At 57.8% G+C, this 18,011-nt stretch carries 14 protein-coding genes; 11 read left to right on the plus strand and 3 right to left on the minus strand.

Going from position 1 to position 18,011, the window contains the following annotated elements; all coding sequences use genetic code 11:
• Nucleotide 1 precedes the first annotated feature (1 nt).
• The gene (gene gltA / locus RGM3321_RS27045; protein WP_002552974.1) at nucleotides 2-1,291 is read right to left on the minus strand and encodes a citrate synthase; all 1,290 of its coding nucleotides are present in this window, start codon (nucleotides 1,289-1,291) and stop codon (nucleotides 2-4) included.
• A 362-nt stretch (nucleotides 1,292-1,653) separates the two neighbouring features.
• Between gltA and sdhC the strand changes: the two genes are divergently transcribed.
• The 9 genes from sdhC (at nucleotide 1,654) to sucD (ending at nucleotide 13,129) form a co-directional block, all read left to right on the plus strand.
• Nucleotides 1,654-2,028, plus strand: coding sequence for a succinate dehydrogenase, cytochrome b556 subunit (gene sdhC, locus RGM3321_RS27050; RefSeq protein ID WP_002552975.1), 375 nt, complete (start codon nucleotides 1,654-1,656; stop codon nucleotides 2,026-2,028).
• Nucleotides 2,022-2,390: a succinate dehydrogenase, hydrophobic membrane anchor protein gene (gene sdhD / locus RGM3321_RS27055; RefSeq protein WP_003382006.1), complete on the plus strand. Its 369-nt coding sequence runs from the start codon at nucleotides 2,022-2,024 to the stop codon at nucleotides 2,388-2,390. The genes sdhC and sdhD overlap by 7 nt, the downstream gene beginning before the upstream one ends.
• A 3-nt stretch (nucleotides 2,391-2,393) precedes the next feature.
• Nucleotides 2,394-4,166, plus strand: a complete 1,773-nt coding sequence (gene sdhA / locus RGM3321_RS27060; protein ID WP_244395594.1) for a succinate dehydrogenase flavoprotein subunit — start codon at nucleotides 2,394-2,396, stop codon at nucleotides 4,164-4,166.
• Between the two features lie 12 nt (nucleotides 4,167-4,178).
• Nucleotides 4,179-4,883 (plus strand): succinate dehydrogenase iron-sulfur subunit, encoded by a 705-nt coding sequence (locus RGM3321_RS27065; RefSeq protein ID WP_054985783.1) that lies wholly within the window; start codon nucleotides 4,179-4,181, stop codon nucleotides 4,881-4,883.
• Between the two features lie 259 nt (nucleotides 4,884-5,142).
• On the plus strand, nucleotides 5,143-7,974 hold the full coding sequence (locus RGM3321_RS27070) for a 2-oxoglutarate dehydrogenase E1 component (RefSeq protein WP_058400463.1): 2,832 nt from the start codon (nucleotides 5,143-5,145) through the stop codon (nucleotides 7,972-7,974).
• Between the two features lie 41 nt (nucleotides 7,975-8,015).
• A complete protein-coding gene (odhB, locus tag RGM3321_RS27075; protein ID WP_244395595.1) occupies nucleotides 8,016-9,266 on the plus strand; it encodes a 2-oxoglutarate dehydrogenase complex dihydrolipoyllysine-residue succinyltransferase in 1,251 nt (416 codons plus the stop codon).
• A gap of 170 nt (nucleotides 9,267-9,436) precedes the next feature.
• The gene (gene lpdA / locus RGM3321_RS27080; protein ID WP_004664698.1) at nucleotides 9,437-10,873 is read left to right on the plus strand and encodes a dihydrolipoyl dehydrogenase; all 1,437 of its coding nucleotides are present in this window, start codon (nucleotides 9,437-9,439) and stop codon (nucleotides 10,871-10,873) included.
• A gap of 208 nt (nucleotides 10,874-11,081) precedes the next feature.
• On the plus strand, nucleotides 11,082-12,248 hold the full coding sequence (gene sucC / locus RGM3321_RS27085; RefSeq protein ID WP_002552981.1) for an ADP-forming succinate--CoA ligase subunit beta: 1,167 nt from the start codon (nucleotides 11,082-11,084) through the stop codon (nucleotides 12,246-12,248).
• Nucleotides 12,248-13,129: a succinate--CoA ligase subunit alpha gene (gene sucD / locus RGM3321_RS27090; RefSeq protein WP_004664700.1), complete on the plus strand. Its 882-nt coding sequence runs from the start codon at nucleotides 12,248-12,250 to the stop codon at nucleotides 13,127-13,129. Before sucC ends, sucD begins: the two co-directional genes overlap by 1 nt.
• Before the next feature lie 99 nt (nucleotides 13,130-13,228).
• Here sucD and RGM3321_RS27095 read toward each other — a convergent pair whose 3' ends face one another.
• A complete protein-coding gene (locus tag RGM3321_RS27095; RefSeq protein ID WP_244395596.1) occupies nucleotides 13,229-13,804 on the minus strand; it encodes a GNAT family N-acetyltransferase in 576 nt (191 codons plus the stop codon).
• Between the two features lie 301 nt (nucleotides 13,805-14,105).
• Here RGM3321_RS27095 and brnQ point away from each other — a divergent pair, with 301 nt between their 5' ends.
• Complete coding sequence (gene brnQ, locus RGM3321_RS27100; RefSeq protein WP_244395597.1) at nucleotides 14,106-15,419, plus strand: branched-chain amino acid transport system II carrier protein; 1,314 nt, start codon at nucleotides 14,106-14,108, stop codon at nucleotides 15,417-15,419.
• A gap of 108 nt (nucleotides 15,420-15,527) precedes the next feature.
• Here the strand turns inward: brnQ and RGM3321_RS27105 are convergent, their stop codons facing one another.
• Nucleotides 15,528-15,788, minus strand: a complete 261-nt coding sequence (locus RGM3321_RS27105; RefSeq protein WP_002552985.1) for a lipoprotein — start codon at nucleotides 15,786-15,788, stop codon at nucleotides 15,528-15,530.
• Nucleotides 15,789-16,101: 313 nt separating this feature from the next.
• Here RGM3321_RS27105 and htpG point away from each other — a divergent pair, with 313 nt between their 5' ends.
• Nucleotides 16,102-18,009 (plus strand): molecular chaperone HtpG, encoded by a 1,908-nt coding sequence (gene htpG / locus RGM3321_RS27110; protein WP_244395598.1) that lies wholly within the window; start codon nucleotides 16,102-16,104, stop codon nucleotides 18,007-18,009.
• The last annotated feature ends 2 nt before the right edge of the window (nucleotides 18,010-18,011 follow it).

Here is an 18,011-nt window from a genome sequence, read left to right on the forward strand (position 1 = left end):
CTTACTTGCGATCTTGCAGGGCGACGATGTCGCGTTGCACATTGCCGGTGTAGAGCTGGCGAGGGCGACCGATCTTGTAAGGGCTGGAGAGCATTTCTTTCCAGTGCGAAATCCAGCCGACGGTCCGCGCCAGAGCGAAGATTACGGTGAACATGCTGGTCGGAATGCCGATAGCCTTGAGGATAATGCCCGAGTAGAAGTCGACGTTCGGGTACAGCGAGCGCTCGATGAAGTACGGGTCGGTCAGGGCGATCTCTTCGAGGCGCATGGCCAGTTCGAGTTGAGGGTCGTTGGTGATGCCCAGCTCTTTCAGTACTTCGTCGCAGGTCTGCTTCATTACGGTGGCGCGCGGGTCACGGTTCTTGTAGACGCGGTGACCGAAGCCCATGAGCTTGAACGGATCGTTCTTGTCCTTGGCCTTGGCGATGAACTTGTCGATGTTCGACACGTCACCGATTTCATCCAGCATGGTCAGTACCGCTTCGTTGGCGCCGCCGTGTGCCGGGCCCCATAGCGCGGCGATGCCGGCAGCGATGCAGGCAAACGGGTTGGCACCCGAAGAACCTGCCATACGTACGGTGGACGTCGAGGCGTTCTGCTCGTGGTCGGCGTGAAGGATGAAGATCTTGTCCATCGCCTTGGCCAGTACCGGGCTGATCGGTTTGATCTCGCACGGGGTGTTGAACATCATGTGCAGGAAGTTTTCGGCGTAGCTGAGGTCGTTGCGCGGGTACATCATGGGCTGCCCCATGGAGTACTTGTAGACCATCGCTGCCAGGGTCGGCATCTTGGCGACCAGGCGTACAGCAGAAATCTCGCGGTGCTGCGGATTATTGATGTCCAGCGAGTCGTGGTAGAACGCTGACAGTGCGCCGACTACGCCGCACATGACGGCCATCGGGTGGGCGTCGCGACGAAAGCCGTTGAAGAAGGTCTTGAGTTGCTCGTGAACCATCGTGTGGTTCTTGACCACGGCCACGAACTGGGCTTTCTGTTCGGCGGTCGGCAGTTCGCCGTTGAGCAGCAGGTAGCAGGTTTCGAGGTAATCGGACTGCTCGGCCAGTTGTTCGATCGGGTAGCCGCGGTGCAGCAGAATGCCATTGTCACCATCAATGTAGGTGATCTTCGAATCGCAAGAGGCCGTGGACATGAAGCCAGGGTCAAATGTGAAGCGGCCGGTGGCGGTCAGGCCGCGTACGTCGATCACGTCCGGACCCACTGTACCGGTCAGAATTGGCAGCTCGACGGGGGCAGCGCCCTCGATGATCAACTGCGCTTTTTTGTCAGCCATGTGGCCTCCTATTTATGCTTCAAATCATCAGACAGGCCCCCCACGCAGGGCCCGCATCACTATAGTGAGATAAATTCTAAAGTCAATTTGCCTAAAGTCGTGTTCCGCAAGGGCTCGCTGTGGATTTTTTCAAGCTGTTTCCTGCCGTTTACGCCTTTTGTCCCGGCAACGCAATGCGCAATTGGCGGTAAGTCTGCGCGTTGTCATTAGTAACCTAACTGTCTATACTCGGCGTCCGACCGCCAAAGGCTTTTTGGCCTGTTTCAAGGGGGTCGTCACTTCCTGGGTGGTGGGTACCTGACCAGTGCACTTCCCAACAACTTGCCCTGATTGTTAGGGGCTCTTCAGTGTGAAAAAAAGCCGTGAATAGCCAACGACCTGTAAATCTAGACCTAAGGACCATCAAGCTCCCAGTCACCGCTTACACGTCCATCCTTCACCGCATCTCCGGTGTCATCCTCTTTGTCGGTATTGCAATCATGCTGTATGCAATGGACAAGTCGCTGGCGTCCGAAGAAGGCTTCGGTGAAGTCAAGGCGTGTCTGACCAGCCCGCTGGCCAAGCTGATCATCTGGGGGCTTCTGTCTGCCCTGCTGTATCACATGGTGGCCGGTATCCGTCACCTCATCATGGACTCCGGGGTAGGCGAGACGCTTGAAGGCGGCAAGCTGGGCTCCAAAATCGTTATCGCGGTTTCCGTGGTACTGATTCTTCTGGCAGGAGTATGGATATGGTAACCAACGTCACCAACCTCTCGCGTTCGGGCCTCTATGACTGGATGGCCCAGCGTGTTTCTGCGGTCGTGCTCGCGGCTTATTTCATATTCCTGATCGGATACATGGTCTTTCATCCGGGTCTGAGCTACGCCCAATGGCATGATCTGTTCGCACACAACGGGATGCGTATCTTCAGTCTGCTGGCCCTTGTTGCCCTTGGCGCTCACGCCTGGGTCGGAATGTGGACCATTGCGACCGACTACCTGACGCCTATGGCGCTGGGCAAGTCCGCTACTGCAGTACGTTTTCTGTTTCAGGCGGTATGCGGCGTTCTGATGTTCGCCTACTTCGTCTGGGGCGTGCAGATTCTTTGGGGTATCTGATTCATGGCTAACATAAACTCGCTTTCCTTTGACGCCATCATCATAGGTGGTGGCGGTGCCGGCATGCGCGCTGCTCTGCAGCTCGCTCAGGGCGGTCACAAGACTGCCGTGGTCACCAAGGTGTTCCCGACGCGCTCGCACACTGTCTCTGCCCAGGGTGGCATCACCTGCGCAATCGCCTCTGCCGATCCGAACGATGACTGGCGCTGGCACATGTACGATACCGTCAAGGGTTCCGACTACATCGGTGACCAGGACGCTATTGAATACATGTGTTCCGTAGGCCCTGAAGCCGTTTTCGAACTCGAGCACATGGGTCTGCCGTTCTCCCGTACCGAACAGGGCCGCATCTATCAGCGCCCATTCGGCGGTCAGTCCAAGGACTTCGGCAAGGGCGGTCAGGCTGCACGTACCTGTGCTGCTGCCGACCGTACCGGTCACGCACTGCTGCACACCCTGTATCAGGCCAACCTCAAGGCTGGCACGGTATTCCTCAACGAATACTACGGCGTGGATCTGGTCAAGAATCAGGACGGTGCCTTTGTCGGCATCATCGCCATCTGCATTGAGACCGGCGAAACCTCCTACATCCGTGCCAACGCCACCGTGCTGGCAACCGGCGGTGCAGGTCGTATCTACTCGTCCACCACCAACGCCCTGATCAATACCGGTGACGGTATCGGTATGGCGCTGCGTGCCGGTGTCCCGGTTCAGGACATCGAAATGTGGCAGTTCCACCCGACCGGCATCGCCGGTGCAGGTGTACTGGTCACCGAAGGCTGCCGTGGTGAAGGCGGTTACCTGATCAACAAGCACGGCGAGCGTTTCATGGAGCGTTATGCTCCGAACGCCAAGGACCTTGCAGGTCGTGACGTGGTTGCGCGCTCCATGGTCAAGGAAATCATTGCCGGCAACGGCTGCGGTCCGGATGGCGACCATGTAATGCTCAAGCTCGATCACCTGGGCGAAGAAGTGTTGCACAGCCGTCTGCCAGGCATTATGGAGTTGTCCAAGACCTTTGCTCACGTCGACCCTGCAACAGCGCCGATTCCGGTAGTTCCTACCTGCCATTACATGATGGGCGGCGTTGCCACCAACATTCATGGTCAGGCGATCACTCAGGACGCCGCCGGTGTCGATCAGATCATTCCGGGTCTGTTTGCAGTAGGTGAAGTGGCTTGCGTATCGGTTCACGGTGCCAACCGTCTGGGCGGTAACTCGTTGCTCGATCTGGTAGTGTTTGGTCGCGCTGCAGGTATCCACCTGGAGAAGGCTCTGAGCGAAGGTATCGACTACGCCCGCGCTTCCGAGTCCGACATCGATGCTGCTCTGGCACGCGTTGCCGGCCTGAACGAGCGCACCACCGGCGAAGACGTCGCCACGCTGCGTAAAGAGCTGCAAAGCTGCATGCAGAACTACTTCGGTGTGTTCCGCACCGGCGAATACATGCAGAAGGGTATCGCCCAGCTGGCCGACCTGCGCGGCCGTATCGCCAACGTCAAGATCAACGACAAGAGCCAGGCATTCAACACCGCCCGTATCGAAGCGCTTGAACTGCAAAACCTGCTGGAAGTTGCCGAAGCCACGGCGATCGCCGCAGAGCATCGTAAAGAGTCCCGCGGCGCTCACGCCCGTGAAGACTTTGAAGATCGCGATGACGAGAACTGGTTGTGCCACACCCTGTACTTCCCGGGTGACAAGCGCGTGACCAAGCGTGCCGTGAACTTCTCGCCGAAGACTGTTCCGACTTTTGAACCTAAGATTCGGACTTATTAAGGGGTGACCGATATGTTGCAAGTCAGTGTTTATCGTTACAACCCTGATCAGGACGCTGCGCCCTTCATGCAGGAGTTTCAGGTCGACACCGGTGGCAAGGACCTGATGGTTCTGGACGTGCTGGCGCTGGTCAAGGAGCAGGACGAAGGCTTCTCTTACCGTCGTTCGTGCCGCGAAGGCGTGTGCGGTTCCGATGGCATGAACATCAATGGCAAGAACGGTCTGGCCTGCATCACGCCGCTGTCTGCCGTTGTCGCCAAGAACAAGCTGATCGTACGTCCGCTGCCTGGTTTGCCGGTCATTCGTGACCTGGTCGTCGATATGAGCATCTTCTACAAGCAGTACGAGAAGGTGAAGCCGTTCCTGCAGAATGACACGCCGGCTCCGGCCATCGAACGTCTGCAAACTCCGGAAGAGCGCGAAAAGCTCGATGGTCTGTACGAGTGTATTCTGTGCGCTTGCTGCTCGACTTCCTGCCCGTCCTTCTGGTGGAACCCCGACAAGTTCCTGGGTCCTGCTGCGCTGCTGCAAGCCTACCGTTTCCTGGCTGACAGCCGTGACACCCGTACCAATGAGCGTCTGGCTTCACTTGATGATCCGTTCAGCGTGTTCCGCTGCCGCGGCATCATGAACTGCGTCAACGTATGTCCGAAAGGTCTTAACCCAACCAAGGCTATCGGTCACGTGCGCAACATGTTGTTGCAAAGCGGCGTCTGATTCATCGTTTTATCTGTTACACCGTTGCACTGAAGTGGCTGCGGCGCAGGCTTCAACCGGCGCCGTAGTTTTAACCTGAGCAGTAGCTCGCAAAGCTGCCGCTCTTATTTTGAAGAAATGAGACCAGCAGGGGCATCCGGGCTGGTACCCGGACTATCTGCGTGATCCCTGGTGACTTGATACAGTCGCTGCACACGACTATTTCAGGATTGCTCTGGTGTCTTCGCCGGTGGTGTCCCCTTACCGAGGGTGACCAAGCATGCAAGAAAGCGTGATGCAGCGCATGTGGAACAGTGCCCACCTATCCGGTGGTAACGCTGCCTATGTGGAAGAGCTCTATGAGCTTTACCTGCACGACCCTAACGCTGTGCCAGAAGAATGGCGCACCTACTTTCAGAAGTTGCCAGCAGACGGCAGCTCTGCCACTGATGTATCGCACTCGACCATTCGCGATCATTTCGTGTTGCTGGCCAAAAACCAGCGCCGCGCTCAACCGGTGTCCGCCGGCAGTGTGAGCAGCGAACACGAGAAGAAGCAGGTTGAAGTGCTGCGGCTGATCCAGGCGTATCGGATGCGTGGCCACCAGGCTGCCCAGCTCGATCCGTTGGGCCTTTGGCAGCGCCCTGCGCCTGCGGATCTGTCGATCAATCATTACGGCTTGACCAATGCCGATCTTGATACGACCTTCCGTGCCGGCGACCTGTTCATCGGCAAAGAGGAAGCGAGCCTACGCGAAATTCATGAAGCGTTGCAGCAGACATATTGTCGCACCATAGGCTCCGAGTTCACTCACATCGTGGATTCCGAGCAGCGCAACTGGTTCATGCAGCGTCTTGAGAGTGTTCGCGGCCGTCCAGCGTTCTCGGCTGATATCCAGAGCCATCTGCTCGAGCGTGTCACCGCAGCCGAAGGTCTCGAGAAGTACCTGGGTACCAAATATCCGGGCACCAAGCGCTTCGGTCTGGAAGGTGGCGAAAGCCTGATCCCGATGCTCGATGAGCTGATTCAGCGTTCCGGGTCCTATGGTACCAAGGAAGTCGTGATCGGTATGGCCCACCGCGGCCGTCTGAACGTACTGGTCAACACCTTCGGCAAGAACCCGCGCGACCTGTTCGACGAGTTCGAAGGCAAGAAAAAAGTGGAGCTGGGTTCCGGTGACGTCAAATACCACCAGGGCTTCTCTTCCAACGTCATGACCGCAGGCGGTGAGGTTCACCTTGCCATGGCATTCAACCCGTCTCACCTGGAGATCGTTTCTCCGGTGGTCGAGGGGTCGGTGCGTGCGCGTCAGGATCGTCGCAACGATCCGAATGGCGACAAGGTTCTGCCGATTTCCCTCCACGGCGACGCGGCCTTTGCAGGTCAGGGCGTGGTCATGGAAACCTTCCAGATGTCGCAGACTCGCGGCTTCAAGACTGGCGGCACGATCCACATCGTCATCAACAACCAAGTGGGCTTCACCATCAGCAACCCGCTGGACTCGCGTTCGACCGAGTACGCCACCGACGTTGCCAAGATGATCCAGGCGCCGATCCTCCATGTGAATGGCGATGATCCGGAAGCCGTGATGTTCGTGACCCAGCTGGCGATCGATTACCGCATGCAGTTCAAGCGCGATATCGTGATCGACCTCGTCTGCTACCGTCGCCGCGGTCACAACGAAGCTGACGAGCCTAGCGGCACTCAGCCTCTGATGTATCAGCAGATCACTAAGCAGCGCACCACCCGTGAGCTGTATGCCGAGCATCTGATCAAGACCGGCATTCTCGATGAGGCCCGTGTTCAGGCCAAGGTCGATGATTACCGCAGCGCGCTGGACAATGGTCTGCACGTAGTGAAAAGCCTGGTCAAGGAGCCGAACAAGGAATTGTTCGTCGACTGGCGTCCGTACCTGGGCCACGCCTGGACTGCGCGTCACGACACTCGCTTCGACCTCAAGACCCTGCAGGAACTGTCCGCCAAGCTGATGGAACTGCCTGAAGGCTTCGTGGTGCAGCGTCAGGTTCAGAAGATCTACGAAGACCGTCAGAAGATGCAGGCCGGTGGCTTGCCGATCAACTGGGGTTATGCCGAAACCATGGCATACGCCACGCTGGCCTTCGAAGGTCACCCGATCCGTATGACAGGGCAGGACATCGGTCGCGGTACGTTCTCGCACCGTCACGCTGTACTGCACAACCAGAAAGACGCCGGGACCTATATCCCGCTGCAGAATCTGTACTCCGGTCAGCCGCGTTTCGACCTGTATGACTCGTTCCTGTCGGAAGAGGCCGTGCTGGCATTCGAATACGGTTACTCGACCACCCAGCCGGATGCACTGGTTATCTGGGAAGCGCAGTTCGGCGACTTCGCCAACGGTGCCCAGGTGGTTGTCGACCAGTTCATCACCAGCGGTGAACACAAGTGGGGCCGTCTGTGCGGTCTGACCATGCTGTTGCCTCACGGCTACGAAGGGCAGGGGCCAGAGCACTCGTCGGCACGTCTTGAGCGTTACCTGCAATTGTGTGCCGAGCACAACATTCAGGTGTGCGTGCCAACGACTCCGGCGCAGATCTACCATTTGCTGCGTCGTCAGGTCATCCGCCCGCTGCGCAAGCCGCTGATCGTGCTGACTCCCAAGTCGTTGCTGCGTCACAAGCTGGCTGTTTCGACCCTGGAAGATCTGGCCGAAGGCTCGTTCCAGACCGTCATTCCGGAAATCGATACCCTCGATCCGGCCAAGGTCACGCGTCTGGTGCTGTGCAGTGGCAAGGTCTACTACGATCTGCTGGAAAAACGCCGTGCCGAAGGGCGTGAAGACATCGCCATCGTTCGTCTCGAGCAGCTGTACCCGTTCCCTGAAGACGACCTGATGGAAACCATCGCGCCGTACACCAACCTGCAACATGTGGTCTGGTGTCAGGAAGAACCAATGAACCAGGGGGCCTGGTACAGCAGTCAGCACCATCTGCGCCGCAGCATGGGCAACCACAAGCGTGAACTCGTTCTCGAGTACGCGGGTCGTGACGCCTCTGCTGCTCCAGCCTGTGGTTACGCTTCGATGCACGCCGAGCAGCAGGAAAAACTGTTGCAAGATGCCTTCACTGTTTAACGCCTTCGAGCATTAGAAACCGAATTAAGGAATTACAGATAATGGCTATCGAGATCAAAGCCCCCTCTTTCCCGGAATCCGTTGCCGATGGCACCATTTCCAAGTGGTACAAAAAAGAGGGTGATGCGGTAAAACGTGACGAGATGCTGGTTGACATCGAGACTGACAAGGTTGTTCTGGAAGTGCTGGCCGAAGCTGACGGCGTGATGGGCTCGATCACCAAGGAAGAGGGCGCTATCGTCCTCTCCAACGAAGTGCTTGGCACTTTGAATGATGGTGCCACGGCCTCTGCTGCTCCAGCACCTGCTGCTGCTCCAGCACCTGCTGCTGCACCTGCTGCTGCGCCTGCCTCGGCACCCGCCGCTGCACCGGCTGCCGCCGGCGAAGAAGACCCGATTGCCGCGCCTGCTGCGCGTCAACTCGCTGAAGAAAACGGCATCAACCTGGCCAGCGTCAAGGGCACCGGTAAAGACGGCCGTATCACCAAGGAAGACGTGGTCGCTGCCGTTGAAGCGAAGAAATCCGCTCCAGCCGCTGCTCCTGCTGCCAAGCCTGCTGCCGCTGCAGCACCGGTTATCGCTGCTGGCGACCGCACCGAGAAGCGTGTGCCGATGACTCGTGTACGTGCAACCGTTGCCAAGCGTCTGGTCGAAGCCCAGTCGAACATGGCCATGCTGACCACGTTCAACGAAGTCGACATGACCGAAGTCATGGCACTGCGTTCCAAGTACAAGGACCTGTTCGAGAAGTCGCACAACGGCGTACGTCTGGGCTTTATGTCGTTCTTCGTCAAGGCTGCTACCGAGGCGCTGAAACGCTTCCCGGCTGTCAACGCGTCTATCGACGGCTCCGACATCGTCTACCACGGCTATGCCGACGTCGGTGTTGCAGTGTCCAGCGACCGTGGTCTGGTTGTGCCGGTTCTGCGTAACGCCGAGCACATGAGCCTGGCTGAAATCGAAGGCGGCATCGCCACCTTCGGCAAGAAAGCCCGTGATGGCAAACTGTCCATCGACGAGATGACCGGTGGCACCTTCACGATCACTAATGGTGGTACTTTCGGTTCGATGATGTCGACGCCGATCGTCAACCCGCCACAGGCTGCAATTCTGGGCATGCACAACATTCTTCAGCGCCCGATGGCAGTAAACGGTCAGGTAGTGATTCGTCCGATGATGTATCTGGCACTGTCGTACGATCACCGTTTGATTGACGGCAAGGAAGCGGTAACCTTCCTCGTGACCATCAAGAATCTGCTGGAAGATCCGGCTCGTCTGTTGCTGGATATCTGATGAGGCAGCCCTGGGTTGCAAGCTTCAAGCTTCAAGTCAGAAGCGGAAAAGCGTGCAGCCGGGGCTGGTGTGTTTCACCTGATTAATAGGTCGCAAGTCGTTTTTGCCTGATCGCGGATCGACTTGCAGCTTGCAGCTAAAAGCTCGCAGCTAAAGAGGAACTCTTTGTTATGTCCCAGAAATTCGACGTGGTAGTGATTGGCGCAGGCCCTGGCGGTTATGTTGCCGCTATCAAGGCTGCGCAACTTGGTCTCAAGACTGCCTGCATCGAGAAGTACCAGGACAAGGAGGGCAAACTGGCCCTCGGTGGTACCTGCCTCAACGTTGGTTGCATTCCCTCCAAGGCGCTGCTCGACAGCTCCTGGAAGTTCTATGAAGCCAAGAACGGCTTCAGCGTGCATGGCATCTCGACATCTGAAGTGAACATCGATGTGCCGGCCATGATCGGTCGCAAGTCGACTATCGTCAAAGGCCTGACCGGCGGCGTTGCCAGCCTGTTCAAAGCCAATGGCGTGACCACTCTGCAAGGCCACGGCAAACTGCTGGCTGGTAAGAAGGTCGAGCTGACGGCTGCTGACGGCACCGTTGAAATCATCGAAGCGGACCATGTGATTCTGGCTTCGGGCTCGCGTCCTATCGACATTCCGCCAGCTCCGGTTGATCAGAAAGTCATCGTCGACTCGACTGGCGCTCTGGAATTCCAACAGGTTCCACAGCGTCTGGGCGTCATCGGCGCTGGCGTGATCGGTCTGGAGCTGGGCTCTGTATGGGCTCGCCTTGGCGCTCAGGTCACTGTTCTGGAAGCACTGGACAAGTTCATTCCGGCGGCCGACGAAGCAGTTTCCAAGGAAGCGCTGAAAACCTTCACCAAGCAAGGTCTGGACATCAAGCTGGGCGCTCGCGTGACCGGCTCCAAGGTCGAAGGCGAAGAAGTGGTGGTCAGCTACACCGACGCCGCTGGCGAGCAGTCGATTACCTTTGATCGTCTGATCGTTGCCGTTGGCCGTCGTCCTGTGACCACTGACCTGCTGGCATCGGACAGCGGCGTTGATCTGGACGAGCGCGGTTTCATCTACGTTGATGACTACTGCACCACCAGCGTTCCTGGCGTATACGCCATTGGTGACGTGGTGCGTGGCCTGATGCTGGCACACAAGGCGTCGGAAGAAGGCATCATGGTTGTCGAGCGCATCAAGGGCCACAAGGCTCAGATGAACTACAACCTGATCCCGTCGGTTATCTATACCCACCCGGAAATCGCCTGGGTCGGCAAGACCGAGCAGACGCTCAAGGCCGAAGGCGTTGAAGTCAATGTCGGTACGTTCCCGTTCGCGGCCAGCGGCCGTGCCATGGCAGCCAACGACACCGGGGGCTTCGTCAAGATCATTGCCGACGCCAAGACTGACCGCGTACTGGGTGTTCACGTTATTGGTCCAAGTGCTGCCGAGCTGGTACAGCAGGGCGCAATCGCGATGGAATTCGGTAGCAGCGCAGAAGACATCGGCATGATGGTCTTCTCGCACCCGACTCTGTCCGAAGCGCTGCATGAAGCTGCACTGGCTGTGAATGGCGGCGCCATCCATATCCAGAATCGCAAGAAACGCTAAGACAACAAGAGAAACCACGGCGCAGTGCCCGTCGTTGGCCTTGCAAGCAGGGCTTACCGCGGAATCTGCGCCGGACTCGACCTCTCAGGCGGCTCCATGAGTGTCCCACGGCACTTGCAGAGTCCACCCGGAGTAGCGGTCACAGGTGGTGCGGCACGCTGACGTGCAGCACCGAATGCGCAGTACCTAAACGAAGACGGTAATAAGCATGAATCTTCACGAGTATCAGGGTAAGCAGCTGTTCGCTGAGTACGGCCTGCCAGTATCCAAGGGTTACGCGGTAGACACCCCGGAAGCAGCAGCAGAAGCCTGCGACAAGATCGGCGGAACCGAGTGGGTCGTCAAAGCCCAGGTTCACGCAGGTGGTCGCGGTAAAGCGGGCGGCGTAAAGCTGGTTCGCAGCAAGGAAGACGCTGCAGCGTTCGCTCAACAGTGGCTGGGCAAGCGCCTGGTGACTTACCAGACTGACGCCAACGGTCAGCCAGTGACCAAGATTCTGGTCGAGTCGTGCACCGACATCGCCAAAGAGCTGTATCTGGGCGCTGTGGTAGATCGTTCCAGCCGTCGTATCGTGTTCATGGCTTCCACCGAAGGTGGCGTGGACATCGAGAAGATCGCTCACGACACTCCTGAAAAGATTCTCAAGGCCACGATTGACCCACTGGTCGGCGCTCAGCCGTTCCAGGGTCGCGATCTGGCATTCCAACTGGGTCTGGAAGGCAAGCAGGTCACTCAGTTCGCCAAGATCTTCACCGGTCTGGCCAAGCTGTTCCAGGACCACGACCTGGCCCTGCTGGAAGTGAACCCGCTGGTGATCAAGGCTGACGGCGATCTGCACTGCCTGGACGCAAAGATCAACATCGACGCCAACGCCATGTACCGTCAGCCAAAGCTGAAGGGCTTCCACGATCCTTCGCAGGACGATCCTCGCGAAGCTCACGCTGCCAAGTTCGAACTGAACTACGTAGCGCTGGAAGGTAACATCGGCTGCATGGTCAACGGTGCTGGCCTGGCCATGGGTACCATGGACATCGTCAACCTGCATGGCGGCAAGCCTGCAAACTTCCTTGACGTTGGCGGTGGTGCCACCAAGGAACGCGTTACCGAAGCGTTCAAGATCATTCTGTCCGACACCAACGTCGCTGCAGTTCTGGTCAACATCTTCGGCGGCATCGTTCGTTGCGACATGATTGCCGAAGGCATCATCGGCGCAGTGAAAGAAGTCGGCGTGAAAATCCCGGTTGTTGTTCGCCTTGAAGGCAACAACGCTGAGCTGGGCGCTAAAGTACTGGCAGAAAGCGGTTTGAACATCATCGCTGCGACCAGCCTGACCGACGCTGCTCAACAAGTTGTCAAAGCCGCGGAGGGCAAGTAATGAGCGTCCTGATCAATAAAGACACCAAGGTTATCTGCCAGGGTTTCACTGGTTCGCAAGGTACCTTCCACTCCGAGCAAGCCATTGCCTACGGCACCAAAATGGTTGGCGGCGTGACTCCAGGCAAGGGCGGCACCACGCACCTGAACCTGCCAGTGTTCAACACTGTGAAAGAAGCGGTAGACACCACTGGCGCGACCGCCAGCGTCATCTACGTTCCGGCTCCTTTCTGCAAGGACTCCATCCTTGAAGCAGCGTTCGGCGGCATCAAGCTGATCGTCTGCATCACCGAAGGCATCCCGACCATCGACATGCTGGAAGCCAAGGTCAAGTGCGACGAGCTGGGTGTGATCCTGATCGGCCCTAACTGCCCAGGCGTCATCACTCCGGGCGAGTGCAAGATCGGCATCATGCCAGGTCACATTCACTTGCCAGGCAAAGTAGGTATCGTGTCGCGTTCCGGCACCCTGACCTACGAAGCTGTGAAGCAGACCACTGACGCCGGTTTCGGTCAGTCCACCTGTGTAGGTATCGGTGGTGACCCGATCCCTGGTTCGAACTTCATCGATATCCTGAAGCTGTTCCAGGAAGACCCGAAGACCGAGGCGATCGTCATGATCGGCGAGATCGGCGGTTCGGCTGAAGAAGAAGCGGCTGCCTACATCAAGGCACACGTGACCAAGCCGGTTGTTTCCTACATCGCTGGTGTGACTGCTCCTCCGGGCAAGCGCATGGGCCATGCCGGTGCAATCATCTCCGGTGGTAAAGGTACTGCAGACGAGAAATTCGCTGCACTGCAGGACGCTGGTGTAAAAACCGTGCGCTCCCTGGCAGACATTGGCAAGGCCCTGGCCGAGCTGACCGGCTGGCCGACCAAGTAAGCTTCGCTTGCTGATTCGAGCAGTCGACAAAAGCCACCTTCGGGTGGCTTTTGTTTAGGCGTGTGACCCGCCACATCGGACATGCTCAGGCTTGTCTGCCTACTCGCTGGTGCTTGCCAGCCATTCGTCTCGCGTCAGTTCCCATATTTGTTCCTGTGTCGTGCCGCAAACAAACTGTGACTCCTGAACGGTCACAAGGCGCATGCCTTCGCGCTGCGACAGCCGGCAGGACGCTTCATTCAAGGCTGACTTGGCCACGCGCAGGACCTTGCGCCCGAGTGTTTCAAACCAGAAGCGGTCGATCGCAATACAGACTTCCGACATCAGCCCCAGCCCTTGATAGGTCGGTGACAGCCAGAAGCCCCGGTTGTTGTCTTCCTCGTCCATCATGCATGCACTGCCAATCAGTCGTTGCTGCTGGCTGCGCAGGCGAATCGACCAGTGCCATTCTTCCCCATCGAGCATCGCAGGCAGAACGTCTTCGCGCAGATAGCGCAGTGCTTCGCCTTCAGGGTAGGGCCAGGGCACGTGATGGGTCAGATAACGCACGACCTCCCAGTGATTGAACAGGCTCTGCATGGCGGGTCCGTCTTCGAGCTGCAACGGCAGCAGTGCAAGGCGTGGCGTGTATAGGGCAGGGGTGAGAACCGCAGGCCGGGTTTTCGCTTCGGGCATGGAAATCAGTCATCGGCGGTAGAGATGCCACTCAATCTACCGACCCATCAACGGTGGGTCTGTCGGAAATTTCCGAATAACCGGCAGTTTGCTCGACTGCTTTTTAAAGGTGCGTCGTCGGCCGGTACGCCCTGAGGCAGTGCATTTTCGGTCGAAGTTGGCTACCCTGTCCGCCGTTTTTGCGTTGCCCTCACGAGGGGCGTTTCGCAAGGTACTGCCACGTCTTACGCCGACGGGCTGCGTCTGCCCCATTCATGGGTGACGTCCCATCCCTTATTTCGATTCCGTGTGGTCCCTCGTAATGAAAGTGTTGAAAGGCCAGGACATCCTGGCACTCGGTTTTATGACATTTGCCCTGTTTGTCGGGGCTGGCAATATCATCTTCCCGCCTATTGTGGGCCTGCAGGCCGGTCAGCATGTATGGATGGCGGCGCTGGGCTTTCTGGTCACTGCGGTCGGGCTGCCGGTCGTTACGGTAATTGCCCTGGCCAGGGTGGGGGGAGCAATGGATGCACTGAGCAGTCCGATCGGCAAGATTGCCGGCGGGGCGCTCGCTGCCGTCTGCTATCTGGCGGTCGGCCCACTGTTCGCGACCCCGCGTACCGCGACTGTCTCGTTTGAAGTCGGCCTGGCGCCTCTGACCGGTGACACTCCAGTCGCGTTGTTCCTCTACAGTCTGGTGTATTTTCTGGTGGTGTTCTGGGTTTCGCTGTACCCGGGGCGCTTGCTCGACACGGTCGGGCGCTTTCTGGCACCGCTGAAGATTATTGCCCTGGCAGTATTGGGGATCGCGGCATTCGCATTGCCCGCAGGCGGAATAGGCGAGGCTGAGCCCGCGTATGCCGCGGCGCCTTTTTCTCAGGGTTTCATCAATGGTTATCTGACCATGGACACCCTCGGGGCGCTGGTTTTCGGGATTGTCATCGTTAATGCCATCCGCTCTCGTGGTGTCGAGTCGCCACGTCTTATCACGCGCTACGCAATCATTGCCGGGCTCATTGCCGGTGTCGGACTGGCGCTGGTGTATGTCAGCCTGTTTCGCCTGGGCTCCGGCAGCCATGCAGTCGCGGCAGGCGCGAGCAACGGCGCGGCGGTTCTGCATGCTTACGTGCAGCACACCTTTGGTTCATTGGGCAGTGGCTTCCTCGCCGTACTGATTTCGCTGGCGTGTCTGGTGACTGCGGTAGGCCTGACCTGTGCCTGTGCTGAATACTTTGCCAAGGTGCTGCCGCTGTCTTACCGGACGCTGGTGATCATCCTGGCGGTGTTCTCGTTGTTGGTATCCAATCTGGGGCTAACCAAGCTGATCCAGTTTTCGATTCCGGTGCTCACTGCTATCTATCCACCGTGCATCGTGCTGGTCGCGCTGAGCTTCTGCAAAGGCCTCTGGCAGAGTCAGGGGCGGGTGGTTGCACCTGTGATGCTGGTATCACTCATCTTCGGCTTGATCGATGCGCTGAAGGGTGCCGGTTTTTCCGACTATCTGCCGGGTGTACTGACCAGTCTGCCGCTGAGTGATCAAGGCTTGGCATGGCTGGTACCCTCGGTAATCACGCTGGCGGGCGCTGTGGCCGTTGACAGGGTCATGGGCAAGCGCAGCGAGGCGCTGGCTTGAATGCGGTACACCATGTAATGTCTAACTGACGTTACGTGTCAGGTGAGACGAGTTAAATGAAAAAGCCCGCTTTGAGCGGGCTTTTTTAGTTCTGTGAGCGTTTCAGCCTTACTTGGTGGCTGGCGCTGCTTCTGGCGCTTTGTTGGCGTTCTCGTTGGTACGCTGCTGAGCGGCTTCAGCGTTCTTCTGAGCGGCTTCCTGGCTTTCCTTGGCCGCGTCATTTACTTTTTCCTGAGCCTTTTCCATCGACTCCTGGGACTGCTGAGCTGCCTTATTGGCATCTTGCTGAGTGTTTTCGGACTTTTTGTCACAGGCGGCAAGGCCCAGGGTGGCAGAAAGCATCAAGGCATAGGCTAAAGATTTACGCATGGGGTGTTTCTCCTTATTGAGTGTTCACGAGGCTAAGAGCCTGCCTCCGTGAGTTAAGTTCCACCCGTGATGACAATATTGGAGGCCGTTGTTTCGCGGTCGTTACAGGCCGATCGCACTGTGCCGATTGCGGATAGTTCTGGCCAGCACCTACCAACGCAATGCGTGTGGTATCCGGCGCATGAAACACACTCCGGGCATCATTGGCTCTTGAAATCCCCGACCCAGCCCCCACCTTGATGACTACCCGCTGTCACGCAGGCTGATGCCTGATCGTGACGGCTTATACCATCCAGATCGGAGTTTGATGATTATGAGTGTGGAAACTCAAAAGGAAACCCTGGGCTTCCAGACCGAGGTAAAGCAACTGCTGCACCTCATGATCCATTCGCTGTATTCCAACAAGGAAATTTTCCTTCGCGAATTGATCTCGAACGCGTCTGACGCGGTCGACAAATTGCGTTTTGAAGCGTTGTCGAAGTCGGAGTTGCTGGAAGGCGGCGCCGAGCTGAAGATTCGCGTGAGCTTCGACAAGGACGCGAAGACCGTTACCCTTGAAGACAACGGCATCGGTATGAGCCGTGAAGATGTGATCACCCATCTGGGGACCATCGCCAAGTCAGGCACCGCTGATTTCATGAAAAACCTGTCGGGTGACCAGAAGAAGGACTCGCACCTGATCGGTCAGTTCGGCGTGGGTTTCTATTCGGCATTCATCGTTGCCGATCAGGTCGAAGTATTCAGCCGTCGTGCCGGTTCGCCGTCCAGTGAAGGCGTGCACTGGTCTTCCAAAGGTGAGGGCGAGTTTGAAGTTGCAAACGTCGACAAGGCCGAGCGCGGTACGCGTATCGTTCTGCACCTGAAAAACGGTGAAGAGGAATTCGCTGACGGCTACCGTCTGCGTAACATCATCAAGAAGTACTCCGACCACATCGCTTTGCCGATCGAGCTGCCCAAAGAGCAGGCTCCGGCAGCCGAGGGCGAGGAAGCACCGGCCCCGGAGTGGGAAACCGTCAACCGCGCCAGCGCCCTCTGGACCCGTTCTCGCACCGAGGTGAAGGATGAGGAATATCAGGAGTTCTACAAGCACGTCGCGCACGACTACGAGAACCCTCTGAGCTGGAGCCATAACAAGGTCGAAGGCAAGCTGGAATACACCTCGCTGCTGTACGTGCCTGCTCGTGCGCCGTTCGATTTGTATCAGCGTGAAGCGCCGCGCGGCCTGAAGCTCTATGTGCAGCGCGTCTTCGTCATGGATCAGGCCGAGTCGTTCCTGCCGCTGTACATGCGCTTCATCAAGGGTGTGGTCGATTCCAATGACCTGTCGCTGAACGTCTCCCGCGAAATCCTGCAGAAAGATCCGATCATCGACTCGATGAAGTCGGCGCTGACCAAGCGCGTGCTGGACATGCTCGAGAAGCTGGCGAAGAACGAGCCCGAGCAGTACAAGGGGTTCTGGAAGAACTTCGGTCAGGTGCTCAAGGAAGGTCCGGCGGAAGACTTCGCCAACAAGGAAAAGATCGCCGGCCTGCTGCGCTTTGCATCGACTTCCGACGACAGCGGCGAACAGAGTGTTTCTCTGGCTGAGTACCTGGCGCGTGCCAAGGAAGGTCAGGACAAGATTTACTATCTCACTGGCGAATCCTACGCGCAGGTCAAGAACAGTCCGCACCTTGAAGTCTTCCGCAAGAAAGGCATCGAAGTGCTGCTGCTGACCGACCGTATCGACGAGTGGTTGATGAGCTACCTGAGCGATTTCGACGGCAAGGGGTTTGTCGATGTGGCGCGTGGCGACCTTGACTTGGGTAATCTTGACTCCGAAGAGGACAAGAAGGCTCAGGAAGAAATCGCCAAGGACAAGGAGGGCCTGATCGAGCGCCTGAAAGCTGCGCTGGGTGAGTCTGTAAGCGAAGTGCGGGTTTCTCATCGTCTGACCGATTCACCTGCGATTCTGGCCATTGGCGAGCAGGACATGGGGCTGCAGATGCGTCAGATTCTGGAAGCCAGCGGGCAGAAGGTTCCGGATTCCAAGCCAATCTTCGAATTCAACCCGGCCCACCCGCTTATCGGCAAGCTCGATGCCGAGCAGAGCGAAGAGCGCTTCGGCGATCTTTCGCACATCCTGTTCGATCAGGCGGCGCTGGCCGCCGGTGACAGCCTCAAGGATCCGGCCGCGTATGTACGCCGCCTGAACAAGCTGTTGGTAGAACTGTCGGTTTGATA

This window comes from Pseudomonas sp. RGM 3321 (assembly GCF_022836805.1).
GTDB lineage: Bacteria > Pseudomonadota > Gammaproteobacteria > Pseudomonadales > Pseudomonadaceae > Aquipseudomonas.

Excerpts from the sequence above, each read along its gene's own strand:
- RGM3321_RS27105 (WP_002552985.1), bottom strand. The coding sequence starts at position 15,788 with ATGCGTAAATCTTTAGCCTATGCCTTGATGCTTTCTGCCACCCTGGGC.
- sdhA (WP_244395594.1), top strand. The coding sequence starts at position 2,394 with ATGGCTAACATAAACTCGCTTTCCTTTGACGCCATCATCATAGGTGGT.
- brnQ (WP_244395597.1), top strand. The coding sequence starts at position 14,106 with ATGAAAGTGTTGAAAGGCCAGGACATCCTGGCACTCGGTTTTATGACA.
- sucD (WP_004664700.1), top strand. The coding sequence starts at position 12,248 with ATGAGCGTCCTGATCAATAAAGACACCAAGGTTATCTGCCAGGGTTTC.
- RGM3321_RS27095 (WP_244395596.1), bottom strand. The coding sequence starts at position 13,804 with ATGCCCGAAGCGAAAACCCGGCCTGCGGTTCTCACCCCTGCCCTATAC.
- odhB (WP_244395595.1), top strand. The coding sequence starts at position 8,016 with ATGGCTATCGAGATCAAAGCCCCCTCTTTCCCGGAATCCGTTGCCGAT.
- lpdA (WP_004664698.1), top strand. The coding sequence starts at position 9,437 with ATGTCCCAGAAATTCGACGTGGTAGTGATTGGCGCAGGCCCTGGCGGT.
- gltA (WP_002552974.1), bottom strand. The coding sequence starts at position 1,291 with ATGGCTGACAAAAAAGCGCAGTTGATCATCGAGGGCGCTGCCCCCGTC.
- RGM3321_RS27065 (WP_054985783.1), top strand. The coding sequence starts at position 4,179 with ATGTTGCAAGTCAGTGTTTATCGTTACAACCCTGATCAGGACGCTGCG.
- htpG (WP_244395598.1), top strand. The coding sequence starts at position 16,102 with ATGAGTGTGGAAACTCAAAAGGAAACCCTGGGCTTCCAGACCGAGGTA.
- sdhD (WP_003382006.1), top strand. The coding sequence starts at position 2,022 with ATGGTAACCAACGTCACCAACCTCTCGCGTTCGGGCCTCTATGACTGG.
- RGM3321_RS27070 (WP_058400463.1), top strand. The coding sequence starts at position 5,143 with ATGCAAGAAAGCGTGATGCAGCGCATGTGGAACAGTGCCCACCTATCC.
- sucC (WP_002552981.1), top strand. The coding sequence starts at position 11,082 with ATGAATCTTCACGAGTATCAGGGTAAGCAGCTGTTCGCTGAGTACGGC.